This is a genomic window from Mesorhizobium zhangyense (assembly GCF_011045115.1).
Taxonomy (GTDB): domain Bacteria; phylum Pseudomonadota; class Alphaproteobacteria; order Rhizobiales; family Rhizobiaceae; genus Mesorhizobium_M; species Mesorhizobium_M zhangyense.
Map to the genome: position 1 here is coordinate 432,529 of NZ_JAAKZG010000005.1, position 15,822 is coordinate 448,350.

The following is a 15,822-nucleotide window of genomic DNA, read 5'->3' on the forward strand; positions in this document are numbered from 1 at the left end:
GATCTTCTCGGTTCTATTACTTCGTGACCGGTGCCAGGAAGTTGCTGTCGAAGCTCGGTCCGAGCTTGTAGTTCTTGACGTTGCCGCGCAGGCCGGCGACTTCCGTCTGCTGGAAGATCATCACGAAGGGGCTCGTATCCAGCGATTCCTTCTGCAGCTTCTGGTACATCTCGGCGCGTTTGGCGTTGTCGCGTTCCAGAAGGGCCGCCTTGGTCTGCGCCGTCAGCTCCGGCACATCCCAGGAATTGCGCCAGGCCAGCGTCTTGGTGGCGGCGTCGTCCTTGTTGTCGGGATTGCTGGTGAAGGTTTCCGCATTGGAGTTCGGATCCCAGTAATCCATGCCCCACTGGCCGATATAGATGTCGTGGTTGCGGGCGCGGTATTTGGTCAGCGTCTGCTTGCCGTCGCCGGGGATGATCTCCAGCTTGATGCCGGCCTGGCCGACGGTCTGCTGGATGGATTCGGCAATGCCTGTCACCGGCTGGCTGCTGCGCACGTCCATGGTGACGGAGAAGCCGTCCTTCAGGCCGGCCTTTTCCAGAAGCTCCTTGGCCTTGGCGACATCGAGCTTGAAGGGTGCTTCGTCGAGCGAACCGAGCACGCCCTTGGGCTGGTAGGTCTGGCGGATTTCGCCGATGCCCTTGATCAGCGTCGAGCCGATCGCGTCATAGTCGACCAGATATTTGAAGGCCTGGCGCACTTCGGGCTTGGCCAGCGTCTCGTTCTTCTGGTTCAGGCTGATGTAATAGACGGTGCCCTTCGGCGCGCTGGTGGTGGCGAGTTTTTCGTTCTTGGAAACGGCATCGAGATCGCCGGGTTCGAGGTTGCGGGCAACGTCGATATCGCCGGTTTCCAGCATCAGGCGTTGCGTGGCGCTTTCCTTGACATGGCGATAGATGATGCGGGCCAGTGCCGGCTTGTCGCCGTAGTAATTGTCGTTGCGCTCGAGAACGAGCAGCTCGTTGGCGCGCCAGTCGCGGATCTTGAACGGGCCGGAACCGGCAAAGCCGGTCTTGAGCCAGCCATTGCCGAAATCGTTGTCGAATTTGTAGTCGTCGGTCGGCGTCACCGGCGCGACGTGTTCCAGCACCAGCTTCTTGTCGACGACTGCGCCCACGGTGGCGGTGAGGCAGTTGAGTACGAAGCTTGGGGCATAGGCCTTGTCGACGGTGAAGACGAAGGTGTTTTCGCCGGCAGCCTTGGCCTTTTCAGCCACGTTCTCGCCGGTCAGGCCGAACTGGGTGAGGATGAAGGCCGGGCTCTTGTCCATCTTGACGACGCGCTCGAAGGACCAGGCGACGTCTTCGGCGGTGATGGGGTTGCCGGAGGCGAATTTGAGGCCGGGCTTGAGCTTGAAGGTGTAGGTCAGGCCGTCGTCGGAAACGGTCCAGCTTTCGGCAATGCCGCCCTTGACCTTGGTGGTGTCGGCGATATCGAGGCGCACAAGCATGTCATAGGAATTGCCGATGAATTCCGCGGGGCTGATCTCGAAGGACTCGCCCGGATCGAGCGTGATGGTGTCGTCGATGGCCCAGGCCAGCACCAGCGTGTCGGCCGGCGTTTCGGCGAATGAAGGAGCGGCGGAGAAGACCAGCATCGACATTGCCGCGCCGGCAAGCAGCGGGCGGAAGCGAGCGTTCATTTTTCCCATCATCATCTTGTTCGTTCCCTGTTTTGTTGAAGAAGTTATTGTTTTTGTTAGGCGGCTTCAGTTCTCGTGCCAGGCGGAGCGCAGGACACGGAACCAGTTTTCGCGGCATAGTTTCGCCAGTTCCGCGCCACCATAGCCCGCACCCTGCAAGGCTACAACGAGGTTCTGAAGGCCCGCCGCGGTGCCGATTTCCCTGGGGATCAGGGCGCCGTCGAAATCCGAGCCGATGGCGACGCCATCGATGCCGAGCTTGTCGACGAGGTAGTCGATATGGCGAACCATGTCGGAGATCGGCGTATCGGCGTTTTCGCGGCCATCTGCACGCAGCATGGTGACGGCGAAATTCAGCCCGACAAGCCCGTTGCTTTCGCGGATGGCGTCGAGCTGTTTGTCGGTGAGATTGCGCGCGACCGGCACCAGCGCATGCGGGTTGGAATGGCTTGCCACCAGCGGCTGGTCGCTCAGCTTGGCGACGTCCCAAAAACCTTTTTCGGTGATGTGCGACAGGTCGATCATGATGCCGAGGCGATTGCATTCGCGCACGAGTTCGCAGCCTGCGTCGGTCAGGCCGGGGCCGGTATCGGGGCTCATCGGATAAGCGAAGGGCACGCCGTGGCCGAAGACATTGTTGCGGCTCCAGACCGGCCCGAGCGAGCGCAGGCCGGCGGCGTAGAACACTTCCAGTGCCGCAAGATCCGGTCCGATAGCCTCGCAGCCTTCCATGTGAAGCACGGCGGCGAAAGCCTCGTCGGCCAGCGCATTGTCGATATCGGCCATGGAGCGGCACAGACGCCATGCGCCGGCGCGCTCCAGCTTCAGCGCGACGGCCGCCATCTCCAGTGCGATGTCGAGGGAGGGAGCACGCTCGAGCGGCTTGGAAAGCGGGGTCTCATAGCTGCCGTCGGCGCCCGGTTCCTTCAGCACCAGATGGCCAGAGGGAATGTAGATCGCACACAGGCCGCCAGCGAGCCCGCCAGCACGGGCGCGGGGCAGATCGATATGGCCTTTGGCCGTGCCCTTGGCGAACTCGGCGACGGCGTCGCCGCCATCCTTTTCATGCCGCCAGAGGCGAAGCAGAACGTCGTTATGGCCGTCGAAGACTGCGTGCATGGGCAACCCTTTTTGCATTGATGATGCAAATGGTTCGGCAAGATCAAGAGATATCGGCGTGCCGCCTTTACTGGCTCGACCGAAACAAGCCGGCTGGTCTCACTGCCGTTGCGTCAATGCCGGCCGATATTTGCACAAGCACGGCAAAGCAAAGAGCTGAGCTACTCCTCTTCGTCATCGGTAGCGGACGCCCATGAATGCGGGTTGATCTTCTTCTGCGTGCTGGAATCGGTGAACGCCCACCAGCCGACATCCGTCTCGTCGCCTTCGCCGCCGAGCGCCTTCAGCATCTCGGCCGAGCGATACTGGGCTATGGATTCGTTCTCCTGACCGTCGGCGTCTTTCCAGAAGACGCGGACCTTGCTGCCGTTCCTGGGGGCGGTGGCGATGGGCTTGGGATTCGGCATTTTGTTCCTCCTGATATCCGCATGAAGGTAAGGCCGAATTCGCGAATGGCAATCGGGTCGTTCATCACTGTGAAGGCTGGTTAAGGTTAGTCGATCGTTAAAACTTGTCGGGCACAGTCCGCTGACGGGACGACCGCGGGGGCGGTCGGCGATGGATTCGCGGTGGGGTAAGTATGCTGGATATCGTAGGCGCGGGAGTTTCGCCGGGAATGGGCGAATTGGCGTCGGACCTGGAGCGGGTCCTCGATTCCATGAAGATGGGCGTCGTGCTTGTCGATGCCGACCTCAACGCGCTGGTCGTCAACACGGAATTCTACAAGCTCTGGAAGATGACGCCCGACGATATCGGCGTCGGTTCATCGTTTCGGGCGGTGATGGACTTCAACCGTCACAACGGCATCTACGACGTCAACGACGAGAAGTGGGAAAGCTACGTCGCCTATCGGCTGAATGAAATCCGCGCCGGCGATGTCGCCCCGCGCGAATTCAAGCGCGCTGACGGCTGCACCATGATCTATTCGGTGACGGCACTTTCCGGCGGCAAGCGTCTCGTTTCCTATTACGACATCAGCGAGATGAAGGAGCGCGAACAGCGGCTCGCCGAGACGGTGGAAAAGACGCGCCTCTCCGAAGCCGTCATCAACGGCATCAAGGACCCGATCTTCGTCAAGGACGCAGACCTGCGTTTCGTCTTCGTCAACGAGGCCTTTTCGGCCCTGTTCGGCAGGAAGCCGCAGGACATGCTGGGAAAGGTCGGCGGCGATTTCTTTGCCGCCGAACAGGCCGAGGGCTTCGAGGACAGCGAGCGCCTCGTGCTGCTCACCGGCCAGCCCTACGAGGTCGAGGAGAATTTCGAATTTCTCGGCAAGGCCAAGTCGCGCATCGTGCGCAAGAACCGCGTCAGCTTTGACAGCGGCAAGAATTTCGTTGCCGGCTTTCTTTTCGATGTGACGGATATCAAGTCGCGCGAGAACGAAGCCGACGAAGCGCGACGGCGGCTGGCCAATGTTCTGGAATCGCTGCCTGCCGGCGTCATCATCTACGATCGCCACGACAAGTTCGTGCTGGCAAACCGCAAGCTGCAAGCCTCGCTGCCGGCGATGGCGGCTGCCTGGGTGCCTGGTTGCACGCTACGCGAGGCGATGGAGATCGCCCATCGTGCCGGTTATTTCCGCCAAAGCGGCGATGCCGAACTGGATGCGCTCTACGACAGCGACCCGGAGACCTGGGTCCGTCGCTATATGGGGCGCTATCACATCAAGCAGGCGGTCTATGAGCGCATCAACCCGGATGGCCGGTGGCATCAGGCGTTCGACATGCGCATGGATGACGGCACCTATATCGGTGTGCGCGTCGACATCACGGAACTGAAGACACGTGAAAAGGCGCTGCGCGACAGCATGCGCCAGATCGATCTCTTCCGTCACGTTCTCGATGAACTGCCGGTCTCGACCTATGTCAAGAATGCCGATTTGACCTTCGAATTCGTCAACAAGGCCTGGAGCACAATCACCGGGGTCTCGCAGCAGGCGGCGATCGGGCGAAGCGACCGCGATTTCTTCGGCGAGGAAGGCGAGGGCTTTGCCGAACGCGATCTCGACGTGCTGCGCAGCGGCAAGCTGAACGAGACGGAGGAGACGTTGACCCATGCCGACGGTACCGTGCGCCAGCTTTATGCCAAGAAAAGCCGGCTCGTTTCCATCGATGGCTCGTTGCATCTGATCGGCTCCAGCACCGACGTGACGGAGCTGAAGGAGCGCGAGGCGGAGCTTCAGGAGGCGCAGCGCCGGGCGGTGCTGGCCGACCGTGCGAAGTCCGAATTCCTCGCCAATATGAGCCACGAGATCCGCACGCCAATGAATGGCGTGCTCGGCATGGCCGAGCTGCTGGCCAAGTCCGACCTCGACCCGAAGCAGAAGACGTTCACCGACATCATCGTGAAATCGGGCAACGCGCTGCTGACCATCATCAACGACATTCTCGACTTCTCCAAGATCGATGCCGGGCAGCTGGTGCTCGATCCCGCGCCGTTCAATCTGGCCGAAGCCATCGAGGATGTCGCCACGCTGGTGTCGACGCGTGCCAAGGAAAAAGACCTCGAGCTGATCGTTCGCGTTGCGCCCAATCTCTACGATCTTTTCGTCGGCGACGTTGGCCGCATTCGCCAGATCATCACCAATCTGGTCGGCAACGCCGTCAAGTTCACCGATTCCGGCCATGTGCTGATCGACGTTACCGGCGAGACGGTGGATGGCATCGCCAATCTGCGCATTGCGGTGACCGATACGGGTATCGGCATCCCGGCGGACAAGCTGAAGCAGGTGTTCGAGAAATTCAGCCAGGTCGATGCCTCGTCGACGAGACGGCACGAGGGAACGGGTCTCGGTCTTGCGATCACATCGCGGCTGGTCGGCCTGATGGACGGCGACATCGGCGTCGAAAGCACCGAGGGCAAGGGCTCGACCTTCTGGTTCACGCTGTCCCTGCCGAATGCGGGACGGCCGGAAGGCCGCAAGGTGACGCCGGTCGACGTCACCGGCGCGCGCATCCTCATCGTCGACGACAATGCGGTCAATCGCGCGATCCTGATCGAGCAGATGGCGTCCTGGACCTTCGATGCCTGCGCTGCGCAGAGTGGGGCGGAGGGCCTGAAAGTGCTGCACGCCGCTGCAACCCTCGGCGTTCCTGTCGATTGCGTGGTTCTCGACTATCAGATGCCGAACATGTCGGGCGCTGAAATGGCGCGCATCGTGCGCAACACGCCCGGCCTTGCAAACACCCCGATCGTCATGCTGACATCGGTCGACCAGTCGCTCGTCAATGCCAGCTACCGCGATCTGGCGATCGATGCGCAGCTGATCAAGCCGGCGCGTTCCTCGACGCTTCTCGAAGCGCTCGTCTCGACCATACAGCGCCGGCGCAGCGCCTATTTTGCCGGCGAACCAAGGCGCGGCGCCATTGCCGATGCGGCGATGAAGCCGGTGTCCCAACCTGCCGTGAGCCTGCGGACGCGCAGCCGTCCGGCCAAGTCCGGCGAACACCGGCTCGATATCCTCGTGGCCGAAGACAATGAGGTGAACCAGCTCGTCTTCACCCAGATACTGGGCGAAACCGACTTCACCTTCGAGATCGTCGGCAATGGCAGGAAGGCGCTGGCCGCTTTCACCGAGATGCGGCCACGCATGATCCTGATGGATGTTTCCATGCCGGAGATGAACGGGCTGGAGGCGACCGCCGCAATCCGCGAGCTGGAGGCGCAGTCCGGAACGCGCATTCCGATCATCGGCGTGACGGCACACGCGCTGAAGGGCGACCGCGATCGCTGCATCGAAGCCGGCATGGATGACTATCTCGCCAAGCCGATCAGCCCCAAGGCCCTGCTCGAAAAGGTCCAGCGCTGGGCATGGCTCGATGATCAGGATCAGCGCGAGGCGGTCTAGGGCATTATTTTCCCGCGGGCGCGATCTTTGTTTCCACATGGCGCGGCGAGCATGGCTTGCCGCGTAACTGCTTGATTCTTTCAGGCAACGCGTCCGCGTATTCGGACGGGCATCGGAACCGCCGTTTTCAGGCGTTACCGAGGTGACATGAAACTGTCATCTGACTGTTACAAATGGTCGTTAATGCCTCTCCCGACGCAAAGAAACGCGTCGAAGAAAATTCCCCGACAGGAGTTAGGCCCCAATGACCAAATTCTTTCTTACGGCGTCGGCCGCAGCGATCGCGCTTGCCGCTTCCGCCGGCTACGCAGCAGCCCGCGACCAGATCCAGGTCGCTGGCTCCTCGACCGTTCTGCCCTATGCAAAGATCGTTGCCGAGAACTTCGGCGAGACCTTCACCAACTTCAAGACCCCAGTGGTCGAGTCCGGCGGCAGCGGCGCCGGCATCAAGGAATTCTGCAAGGGCGTCGGCGAGAACACCATCGACATCGCCAATTCCTCGCGCAAGATCAAGGACGACGAAGTGAAGTCCTGCGTTGACGCCGGCGTCAAGGACATCCAGGAAGTCAAGATCGGCTATGACGGCATCGTGTTCGCCACCGACCTGAACGGCCCGGATTGGGCGCTGGTGCCGGAAGACGTCTACAAGGCGCTTGCTGCCCAGATCGTCGTCGACGGCAAGCTCGTCAACAACCCGAACACCAAGTGGAACCAGGTCAATCCGAACCTGCCCGACTGGGACATCGCTGCCTACATCCCGGGCGAAAAGCACGGCACTCGCGAAGTGTTCGAAGAAAAGCTCCTTGCCGAAGGCTGCAAGTCCTCGGGCGCGCTCGAAGCCATCAAGGCCGCCGGCCAGGATGACAAGGCTGCCGCCAAGACCTGCGTGGCCGTGCGCAAGGACGGTAAGGCTGTCGACATCGACGGCGATTACACCGAGACGCTTGCCCGCATCGCTTCCAACAAGACCGGCGTTGGCGTGTTCGGCCTCTCCTTCTACGAAAACAACGCCGACAAGCTGAAGGTCGCGACCGTCGAGGGCATCGTTCCTTCGACCGAGACCATCGCCAAGGGCGAATATCCGGTGTCGCGTCCGCTGTACTTCTACGTGAAGAAGGCTCACCTCGGCGTCGTTCCCGGCCTCAAGGAATATGTAGACTTCTTCCTCGACGACCAGATGGTCGGCCCTGAGAGCCCGCTGGCCGATTACGGCCTGGTTGCGGCTCCGGAGGGCGAGCGCAAGGAACAGCGCGAAGCCTTCAACGCCGGCAAGACCATGTAATCAGACGATATTTCGGGGCGTGGGATCATCCCGTGCCCCGAAATGCCTGCCATCCCGGAGTAGTCCATGTCCTTGATGCTCGTCTTCGCGCTCGTCTTCGTCATAGGCGCCGTCGCCTTTTTCATCGGACGACAGCGTGCCGCCGCCCACGACAATGGCAAGGTCAAGCCACACTCCCGCGCTCACTATCATGGCTGGTGGGCCTTCCTGCTCGCCACGCTGCCAGCACTTCTCCTGCTGGCCATCTGGAGCATCGGCTCCAGCGTCTATCTCAACAGCCATATCAATGGGCAGTTGCCGGCACAGACCGCCGAAAGCGCCATTGCCAGCCGCACATTGGCCGCCAGCCTGACCAAGAGCCTCGCCAACGGCCTGCGCAAGCTTGAGCCGGAAGCGGCCAATAATTTGCCGGCTACCTTCACCGAACTGCAGCCCATGCTTGCGGCGCGCGGCGTAGCGCTGGCGCCGGATACGCAGGACTACATGATACCGATCGCGGTTGATGCCAACCGCACGCAGGACACGATGCAGCTGATCGGCGGCGTCCTGGTTCTCGCGCTTGCCGTCGCTGGCGCCGTCTTCGGCCTTTCTAAGATCAAAGTCAGGGCGCGTGCGCGCAACAATGTCGAACGGCTCATTCTCTGGGGCCTGCTCGGTGCCTCGACCATCGCCATTCTGACGACGGTCGGCATCGTGCTTTCGATGCTGTTCCAGTCGATCAATTTCTTCGAGCGCGTCCCCTTCTTCAGCTTCTTCTTCGGCACTGTCTGGGACCCGCGCTTCGCTGCCGCCGGTGCGGGCGAGTCCGCCGGCCAGTTCGGCCTGATCCCGCTTCTCGCCGGCACACTCTACATCGCGCTGGTCGCCATGCTGGTTGCCGTGCCGGTCGGCCTGATGTCTGCGGTCTACATGGCCGAATACGCTTCGCCGAAGGTTCGTGCCGTGGTCAAGCCGGCGCTGGAACTGCTCGCCGGTATCCCGACCATCGTCTACGGTATTTTCGCGCTGGTGACGCTTGGACCCTTCCTGCGCGACCTCAGTGCAGCCCTTGCCGGCGGAACCTCCTTCATCCAGGCGCAGAGTATTCTGACCGCCGGCCTCGTCATGGGTGTCATGCTTATCCCGGTGGTATCGTCGCTTTCCGACGACATCATCACCGCGGTGCCGCGCGCCATGCGTGACGGCTCGCTCGGCCTTGGTGCGACGCGCTCGGAGACGATCCGCAAGGTCATTCTTCCTGCCGCGCTGCCGGGCATCGTCGGCGCCATCCTGCTCACCGCCTCGCGCGCCATCGGCGAAACGATGATCGTGGTGCTTGCCGCGGGTGTCGCCGCCAACCTGACGCTCAACCCGTTCGAGGCGATGACCACCATCACCGTCAAGATCGTCAATCAGCTCACCGGCGACCTCGAGTTCAATTCGCCGCAGACGCTCGTCGCCTTCGCGCTGGGTATCACGCTCTTCTTCCTGACGCTGATCATGAACATCTTCGCCCTCTACATCGTGCGCAAGTACCGGGAACAGTACGAATGACCGACATTTCCATGGACACAGTTGCCGGCGCCGTCCCCCGTCCGCGCCGCGATATCGGGCTGAAGCGCCGCTACGCCGCCGAACGCCGCTTCCGCATCTACGGCATGCTGGCGATCTCGGTCGGCCTCATCTTCCTGGCGATCATGCTGTTTTCGATCGTGTCGAAGGGCTACACGGCGTTCTGGCAGACGACGGTGTCCCTGCCGATCAATTTCGACGAGAAGATCCTCGATCCGGACAACAAGCGCGCCACCGATCCGAGCGTGCTGATTTCGGCGAATTATCCGAAGCTTGCCGAAAACGCGCTGGTCGCCAAGCTTGGGATCAATCCGGACGACAAGGTGACGATCCGCAAGCTCAAGGGCTTCCTGTCGGATGGCGCCCGCACGCAGCTTCGCGATGTGGTTGCCGCCGATCCCTCGGTCATCGGCACGACCCGCAACGTCGACATTCTCGCCGCCGCCAATCTTGACTCGGCCTTCAAGGGCCAGATCGACCTCAATGTCGACGAGGCGCGACGCAAGGTTTCCGACCAGCAGGTCATCTGGATGAAGCAACTCACCACCGATGGTTCGATGGCCGAGCGTTTCAACACGGGCCTGTTCACCTTCGGCGCTTCCAGCCGTCCTGAAACCTCGGGCATGGGCGTGGCGATTATCGGCTCTTTCTACATGATGGTGATCGTGCTGCTGCTTGCCCTTCCGATCGGCGTTGCCGCCTCGATCTATCTCGAGGAATTCGCCAAGAAGGGCCGGCTTACCGACCTGATCGAGGTCAACATCAACAATCTCGCCGCGGTGCCGTCGATCGTCTTCGGCCTGCTCGGCCTGTCGGTGTTCATCAACTTCCTCGGCCTGCCGCGTTCGGCGGCCTTCGTCGGCGGCCTCGTGCTGACCCTGATGACGCTTCCAACCATCATCATCGCCACCCGCGCGGCCCTTGCCGCCGTGCCGCCGTCGATCCGTTCGGCAGCCCTTGGCCTCGGCGCGTCCAAGATGCAGATGGTGTTCCAGCACATCCTGCCGCTGGCCGCCCCGGGCATCCTGACCGGCACCATCATCGGCCTGGCGCGTGCGCTTGGCGAGACGGCGCCGCTGCTGCTGATCGGCATGGTCGCCTTCGTTGCCAACTACCCGACGACGCCTTTCGAACCGGCGACGGCCTTGCCGGTGCAGATCTACATGTGGGCCAACGAGGCCGAGCGCGCCTTCGTCGAGCGCATGTCGGGCGCCATCATCATCCTGCTCATCTTCCTGATGGCGATGAACATCACCGCGATCGTGCTGCGCCGCCGCTTCGAACGGCGCTGGTAGAAAGGGACCATGTTATGAACATCATGACCGAGAAAGCACTCGAAAGCGCAGTGAGCGATAAAATGAGCGGCACACCCAACGAAATCATCAAGATGCGCGGCAACAAGGTCGGCGTGTTCTACGGCGAGAAGCAGGCGCTGTTCGATGTCGATCTCGACGTGCGCGAAAACCAGGTGACGGCGCTGATCGGCCCTTCGGGCTGCGGCAAGTCGACCTTCCTGCGCTGCCTCAACCGCATGAACGACACGATCGACAGCGCGCGGGTGACCGGCAAGATCACGCTCGACAATGAAGACATCTACGACAAGAACATCGACGTGGTCGAACTGCGCGCCCGCGTCGGCATGGTCTTCCAGAAGCCGAACCCGTTCCCGAAGTCGATCTACGAGAACGTCGCCTACGGACCGCGCATCCATGGCCTGGCCAAGAAGAAATCCGACATGGATCATGTCGTCGAGACCAGCCTGAAGAAGGCTGGCCTGTTCAACGAGGTCAAGGACCGTCTGCTCGAACCCGGCACCGGGCTTTCCGGCGGCCAGCAGCAGCGCCTGTGCATCGCGCGCGCCATCGCGGTTTCGCCGGAAGTGATCCTGATGGACGAGCCGTGCTCGGCGCTCGACCCGATCGCGACCGCAAGGGTCGAGGAACTGATCGACGAACTGCGCCAGAACTACACGATCGTTATCGTCACCCACTCGATGCAGCAGGCAGCGCGCGTTTCGCAGCGCACGGCGATGTTCCATCTCGGCTATCTCGTCGAGGAGGGTGCGACCGACAAGATGTTCACCAACCCCGACGACAAGCGAACCCAGGACTACATCACCGGCCGCTTCGGCTGACGCGAACACGACGCGGATTGCAAGGACAGCATCATGGGCGAACATACCGTCACCTCTTTCGATGAAGATCTGGGACATATCGACCGTCTCATCCGGGACATGGGCGACCTGGCCGGTGCGATGGTCAGTGCCTCGATCCAGGCGCTGGTCCAGTCGGACAATGCGCTCGGCCAGCGCGTCGTTTCTGACGACGCCATCATGGATGCGCGCCAGCGCGAGCTGGACGAGCGCGCGATCACGCTGATCGCCAAGCGCCAGCCGATGGCGCAGGACCTGCGCGCGGTTGTCGGCGCCATCCGCATGGCCGGTGATCTGGAGCGGATCGGCGATCTCGCCAAGAATATCGCCAAGCGCGTCAGCGCAGTCGGGCAGAGCGCCACGCCGCGCGACCTTGCCCACTCTATCGAGGCGATGTCGGGCATGGTGCTGGATCAGGTTCGGGAGGTGGTCGACCACTATGTGTCGCGCCGGCCTGAAGAGTTGCAGGCGCTGCGTGCCGCCGACGAGAAGATCGATGTCAAATACACCGCCGTGTTCCGCGAGCTCCTGACCTACATGATGGAAGACCCGCGCAACATTACCGCTTGCACGCACCTTCTGTTCTGCGCCAAGAATCTGGAGCGCATCGGCGACCATGTCACCAACATTGCCGAAAACGCCTATTATGTGATGACCGGAAAGCAGCTTCCGCTCAATCGGCCGAAGCAGGACGAGACGTCGATGACCGCACCGGCCGCCTGAGGCGTGTCGATTGCGGAGATTTAAAAGGGTAAGCTTGTTCCGCCGGCGGGAAGAAGACGCGCCGGAACCATGCGAAAGGCGAGGGGGCTCGAACCGGATCGCGTTAACAGGACGGCAAATTTATGATCGCACCCAAAGTTATGGTGGTGGAAGACGAAGAGCCGCTGGGCGTGCTGCTTCGCTATAATCTTGAATCGGAAGGCTATCAGGTCGAGATCGTGCCGCGCGGCGACGAGGCCGAAATCAGGCTTCAGGAAAACGTGCCCGATCTTCTGGTGCTCGACTGGATGCTGCCGGCCGTTTCCGGCATCGAGCTTTGCCGCCGGCTGAGAATGCGTCCCGAAACCGAGCGCCTGCCGATCATCATGCTGACGGCGCGTGGCGAGGAAAGCGACCGCGTGCGCGGCCTTTCCACCGGCGCCGACGACTATCTGGTCAAGCCGTTCTCGACGCCGGAATTCATGGCGCGGGTGCGCGCACTGCTGCGCCGCGCCAAGCCGGAAGTGCTTTCCAGCGTGCTCAAGGTCGGCGATATCGTGCTCGACCGCGAGGCGCACCGCGTCTATCGCAAGAAGAGCGAGATCAAGCTCGGGCCGACGGAATTCCGCCTGCTCGAATTCATGATGCGCCATCCCGGCCGCGTCTTCTCGCGCAGCCAGCTTCTCGACAATGTCTGGGGCGAGACGATCTATATCGACGAGCGCACCGTGGACGTGCATGTCGGCCGCCTGCGCAAGGCCGTCAACACGGGCCGCATGCCCGATGTCATCCGCACCATTCGCGGCTCAGGCTACGCCATCCGCGAGGACTGATTTTCAGGCTACGTTCCTGCCTGCTGCCGCCGGGCTTGCGCCCGGCGCAAAAATCTCCTGGTCGACGAAGGTCAGCGCCTGCATGGTGCAACCTTCCCGAATGAGCGGAAGCTCGTTCGGCTCGATGTCGAAAGAAATCGCCTTGTTGTGCTGGCCGCCGGCGGTCTTGTCGATCGCTTCGCGCAGCGCCGGCTCGATCAGGTCGAATGCGGTCGCGCCGATGCCGACGACGGCGACCGGAGCGGGATCGATCAGCGCGAACAGGCTGCCAAGGCCGAAGCCGATCGCTTCGCCGGCTTTGCGGAATGCTTCACGCTCTGGGCCAGGCCCGGCGCGCGCAACATCGGCCAGCATGCGCATATCGCCATCGCTGATATCGGCAAGCGGCGCTTCATCTTCGCTTGCCTGCTTCGCCTTGCGCCATATCGCGTAGTTGCCGGCATAGGCTTCGACGCAGCCGCGACGGCCGCAGCGGCAGAGCGCTCCGTCGGGCCGGTGGATCATATGGCCGAACTCGCCGCCGGAGGACTGCGTACCGGTGAAGAGTTCACCCTTCAGCACCATGCCCATGCCGATGCCGTGGGAAAGCAGCACGGCGATGAAGTCGTTGTGGTAGCGCTCGGGCTTGCGCCATCTCAGCGCCACCGCAATCATGTTGCAGTCGTTCTCGACGGTCACGGGAATGCCGGTCGCTTCCTCGATGATGTCGGCGAACGCAATGTGGGTATGCGCCGTGATCGGCGTCCACAGCATGGCTCGGGACGTGGAATCGGTGATGCCCTGCACGGCCATGCCGATGCGCATCACGCGCCGGCCGGCCGATTTGCGCAACGCGATCTGCCGGCACACCATGGCCACGCATTCGCCGATCAAGCCGTCGCGCGACATGGTCAGCGTTTCGAGCTTGCGCTCTTCCTCGGACACGACCTTGCCGGAATAGTCGACGATCGCGACCGAAAGGAAGTTCAGGGAAAGGACGACGGTGACGATTTCGGCGGCATCGGGGTTCAGTTCCAGCGCCACCTGTGGCCGCCCGCGCTTTTGTGACGACGCCTCGGGCCCCTTGGCTTCCAGCAGAATCCCCTCGGCGATAAGGTCCGACGAGATTGCGGAGATGGTCGAGTGGCTGAGCCCGGTCGAACCGGCGATCTCGGTACGCGACGGCTGTTGCGCCTGGCGCACGGCGGCAATGACCATGGCGCGGTTGCGCTTGCGCAGATCGTCGTGACGGATCGCGACCGACATGTTTTCGTATTCCTCCCGGGAGCCTGTTCATTCCGCTGAAGCGGAACGGCCCCTGCCTTGTTGTTGGACCGTGATCCTTCCGAAGGCTGTTCGGACAAGGGATCCTAGCCTTTGCAACCATCGTGAACCATCCCTTCACAGGGCAGGCCCGTCAACAGCGGCACAAGGATATTGACAGAACTCTGCGCATGCGTCATTCTTTTTTTCGAGGCTCGAAAAAAAGAGCTTCTGGGTAGGCCCGAAGGCCAAAGTATCGTTGCGCTGTCTTGGCGCCAGGGAGGAAATCATGAAGAAGTTTGCAACCGCCATGCTGGCGGGTGTTGCGCTGTCCATGTCGCTGGGCGCTGTCGCGCATGCGAAGGACAAGATCGTTGGCGTGTCCTGGTCGAATTTCCAGGAAGAGCGCTGGAAGACCGACGAAGCGGCCATCAAGGCCGCTCTCGAAGCGTCGGGCGACAAATACATCTCCGCTGACGCGCAGTCGTCGGCCGCCAAGCAGCTCACCGACGTCGAAAGCCTGATCAGCCAGGGCGCCAACGCGCTCATCATCTTGGCGCAGGATTCGAGCGCCATCGGACCGGCCGTCGAAAAGGCCGTTGCCGAAGGCATTCCGGTCGTCGGCTATGACCGCCTGATCGAAAACAAGGACGCCTTCTACCTGACCTTCGACAACAAGGAAGTCGGGCGCATGCAGGCGAAGGGCGTGTTCGACGTCAAGCCGGAAGGCAACTACGTGTTCATCAAGGGCTCGGGCTCCGATCCGAACGCGGACTTCCTGTTCGCAGGCGCCATGGAAGTGCTCAAGGACGCCATCGATAGCGGCAAGATCAAGAATGTCGGCGAGGCCTACACCGATGGCTGGCTGCCCGCCAACGCGCAGAAGAATATGGAGCAGTTCCTGACCGCCAACGACAACAAGGTCGATGCAGTCGTGGCTGCCAATGACGGCACTGCCGGCGGCGCGATTGCCGCTCTCGACGCGCAGGGCCTGGCAGGCTCGGTCCCGGTTTCGGGACAGGATGCCGATCATGCAGCGCTCAACCGCATCGCGCTCGGCACCCAGACCGTTTCGGTGTGGAAGGACTCGCGCGAACTCGGCAAGACCGCAGCCGAGATCGCCTCGCAGCTCGCCGACGGCACCGCGATGGACAAGATCGCGAACGCTGTGAAGTTCGACGGCGGCCCGAACAAGGTCGAGATGACCTCAGTGTTCCTGAAGCCGGTTCCGGTGACCAAGGACAATCTGAACGTCGTCATCGACGCCGGCTGGGTTTCCAAGGAAGTCGTCTGTCAGGGCGTGAAGGCAGGTTCGGTTCCGGCCTGCAACTAAGCCATTCGGCTTGAATAGCGACGCCGCGGTTTGAAGAGAACCGCGGCGTTTTCTTAAGGGCTTTTGCAAGAAGGCCCAATTTTTGAAACGACGCGTGATCTCGGTCGGGAAATCGTTCC

Annotated in this window: 12 protein-coding genes; 8 read left to right on the plus strand and 4 right to left on the minus strand. The window is 61.9% G+C overall.

The features are described from left to right. Positions 1-16 precede the first annotated feature (16 nt). The 3 genes from G6N74_RS14975 to G6N74_RS14985 form a co-directional block, all read right to left on the minus strand. Positions 17-1,657 (minus strand): ABC transporter substrate-binding protein, encoded by a 1,641-nt coding sequence (locus tag G6N74_RS14975; RefSeq protein WP_165118640.1) that lies wholly within the window; start codon positions 1,655-1,657, stop codon positions 17-19. A gap of 51 nt (positions 1,658-1,708) precedes the next feature. Next, positions 1,709-2,761: a dipeptidase gene (locus tag G6N74_RS14980; protein ID WP_165118642.1), complete on the minus strand. Its 1,053-nt coding sequence runs from the start codon at positions 2,759-2,761 to the stop codon at positions 1,709-1,711. A 161-nt stretch (positions 2,762-2,922) separates the two neighbouring features. Further along, positions 2,923-3,168 (minus strand): hypothetical protein, encoded by a 246-nt coding sequence (locus G6N74_RS14985; RefSeq protein WP_165118644.1) that lies wholly within the window; start codon positions 3,166-3,168, stop codon positions 2,923-2,925. A gap of 173 nt (positions 3,169-3,341) precedes the next feature. On the opposite strand from G6N74_RS14985, the gene G6N74_RS14990 reads away from it, so the two are divergent. The 7 genes from G6N74_RS14990 to phoB all read left to right on the plus strand — a co-directional run bounded on the left by G6N74_RS14990 (position 3,342) and on the right by phoB (position 13,128). Next, positions 3,342-6,608, plus strand: coding sequence for a response regulator (locus G6N74_RS14990; protein ID WP_165118646.1), 3,267 nt, complete (start codon positions 3,342-3,344; stop codon positions 6,606-6,608). A 244-nt stretch (positions 6,609-6,852) separates the two neighbouring features. Further along, entirely contained in the window at positions 6,853-7,890 is a 1,038-nt protein-coding gene (locus tag G6N74_RS14995; protein ID WP_165118648.1) for a PstS family phosphate ABC transporter substrate-binding protein, read from the plus strand. 66 nt (positions 7,891-7,956) lie between these two features. Continuing rightward, positions 7,957-9,423 (plus strand): phosphate ABC transporter permease subunit PstC, encoded by a 1,467-nt coding sequence (pstC, locus tag G6N74_RS15000; protein ID WP_165118650.1) that lies wholly within the window; start codon positions 7,957-7,959, stop codon positions 9,421-9,423. Then, entirely contained in the window at positions 9,420-10,736 is a 1,317-nt protein-coding gene (pstA, locus tag G6N74_RS15005; RefSeq protein ID WP_165118652.1) for a phosphate ABC transporter permease PstA, read from the plus strand. Before pstC ends, pstA begins: the two co-directional genes overlap by 4 nt. 14 nt (positions 10,737-10,750) lie before the next feature. Beyond that, complete coding sequence (pstB, locus tag G6N74_RS15010) at positions 10,751-11,575, plus strand: phosphate ABC transporter ATP-binding protein PstB (protein ID WP_165118654.1); 825 nt, start codon at positions 10,751-10,753, stop codon at positions 11,573-11,575. A gap of 33 nt (positions 11,576-11,608) precedes the next feature. After that, on the plus strand, positions 11,609-12,316 hold the full coding sequence (gene phoU, locus G6N74_RS15015) for a phosphate signaling complex protein PhoU (protein ID WP_165118656.1): 708 nt from the start codon (positions 11,609-11,611) through the stop codon (positions 12,314-12,316). A 122-nt stretch (positions 12,317-12,438) separates the two neighbouring features. Continuing rightward, positions 12,439-13,128 (plus strand): phosphate regulon transcriptional regulator PhoB, encoded by a 690-nt coding sequence (phoB, locus tag G6N74_RS15020; RefSeq protein WP_091909675.1) that lies wholly within the window; start codon positions 12,439-12,441, stop codon positions 13,126-13,128. A gap of 3 nt (positions 13,129-13,131) precedes the next feature. On the opposite strand, the gene G6N74_RS15025 is transcribed toward phoB, so the two are convergent. Beyond that, a complete protein-coding gene (locus G6N74_RS15025) occupies positions 13,132-14,373 on the minus strand; it encodes an ROK family protein (RefSeq protein WP_165118658.1) in 1,242 nt (413 codons plus the stop codon). 286 nt (positions 14,374-14,659) lie between these two features. Here G6N74_RS15025 and xylF point away from each other — a divergent pair, with 286 nt between their 5' ends. Next, the gene (gene xylF, locus G6N74_RS15030) at positions 14,660-15,703 is read left to right on the plus strand and encodes a D-xylose ABC transporter substrate-binding protein (RefSeq protein WP_165118660.1); all 1,044 of its coding nucleotides are present in this window, start codon (positions 14,660-14,662) and stop codon (positions 15,701-15,703) included. Positions 15,704-15,822 lie beyond the last annotated feature (119 nt).

Coding starts and splice junctions, on each gene's coding strand:
- G6N74_RS14975 (WP_165118640.1), bottom strand. CDS start 1,657: ATGATGATGGGAAAAATGAACGCTCGCTTCCGCCCGCTGCTTGCCGGC.
- G6N74_RS14980 (WP_165118642.1), bottom strand. CDS start 2,761: ATGCACGCAGTCTTCGACGGCCATAACGACGTTCTGCTTCGCCTCTGG.
- G6N74_RS14985 (WP_165118644.1), bottom strand. CDS start 3,168: ATGCCGAATCCCAAGCCCATCGCCACCGCCCCCAGGAACGGCAGCAAG.
- G6N74_RS14990 (WP_165118646.1), top strand. CDS start 3,342: ATGCTGGATATCGTAGGCGCGGGAGTTTCGCCGGGAATGGGCGAATTG.
- G6N74_RS14995 (WP_165118648.1), top strand. CDS start 6,853: ATGACCAAATTCTTTCTTACGGCGTCGGCCGCAGCGATCGCGCTTGCC.
- pstC (WP_165118650.1), top strand. CDS start 7,957: ATGTCCTTGATGCTCGTCTTCGCGCTCGTCTTCGTCATAGGCGCCGTC.
- pstA (WP_165118652.1), top strand. CDS start 9,420: ATGACCGACATTTCCATGGACACAGTTGCCGGCGCCGTCCCCCGTCCG.
- pstB (WP_165118654.1), top strand. CDS start 10,751: ATGAACATCATGACCGAGAAAGCACTCGAAAGCGCAGTGAGCGATAAA.
- phoU (WP_165118656.1), top strand. CDS start 11,609: ATGGGCGAACATACCGTCACCTCTTTCGATGAAGATCTGGGACATATC.
- phoB (WP_091909675.1), top strand. CDS start 12,439: ATGATCGCACCCAAAGTTATGGTGGTGGAAGACGAAGAGCCGCTGGGC.
- G6N74_RS15025 (WP_165118658.1), bottom strand. CDS start 14,373: ATGTCGGTCGCGATCCGTCACGACGATCTGCGCAAGCGCAACCGCGCC.
- xylF (WP_165118660.1), top strand. CDS start 14,660: ATGAAGAAGTTTGCAACCGCCATGCTGGCGGGTGTTGCGCTGTCCATG.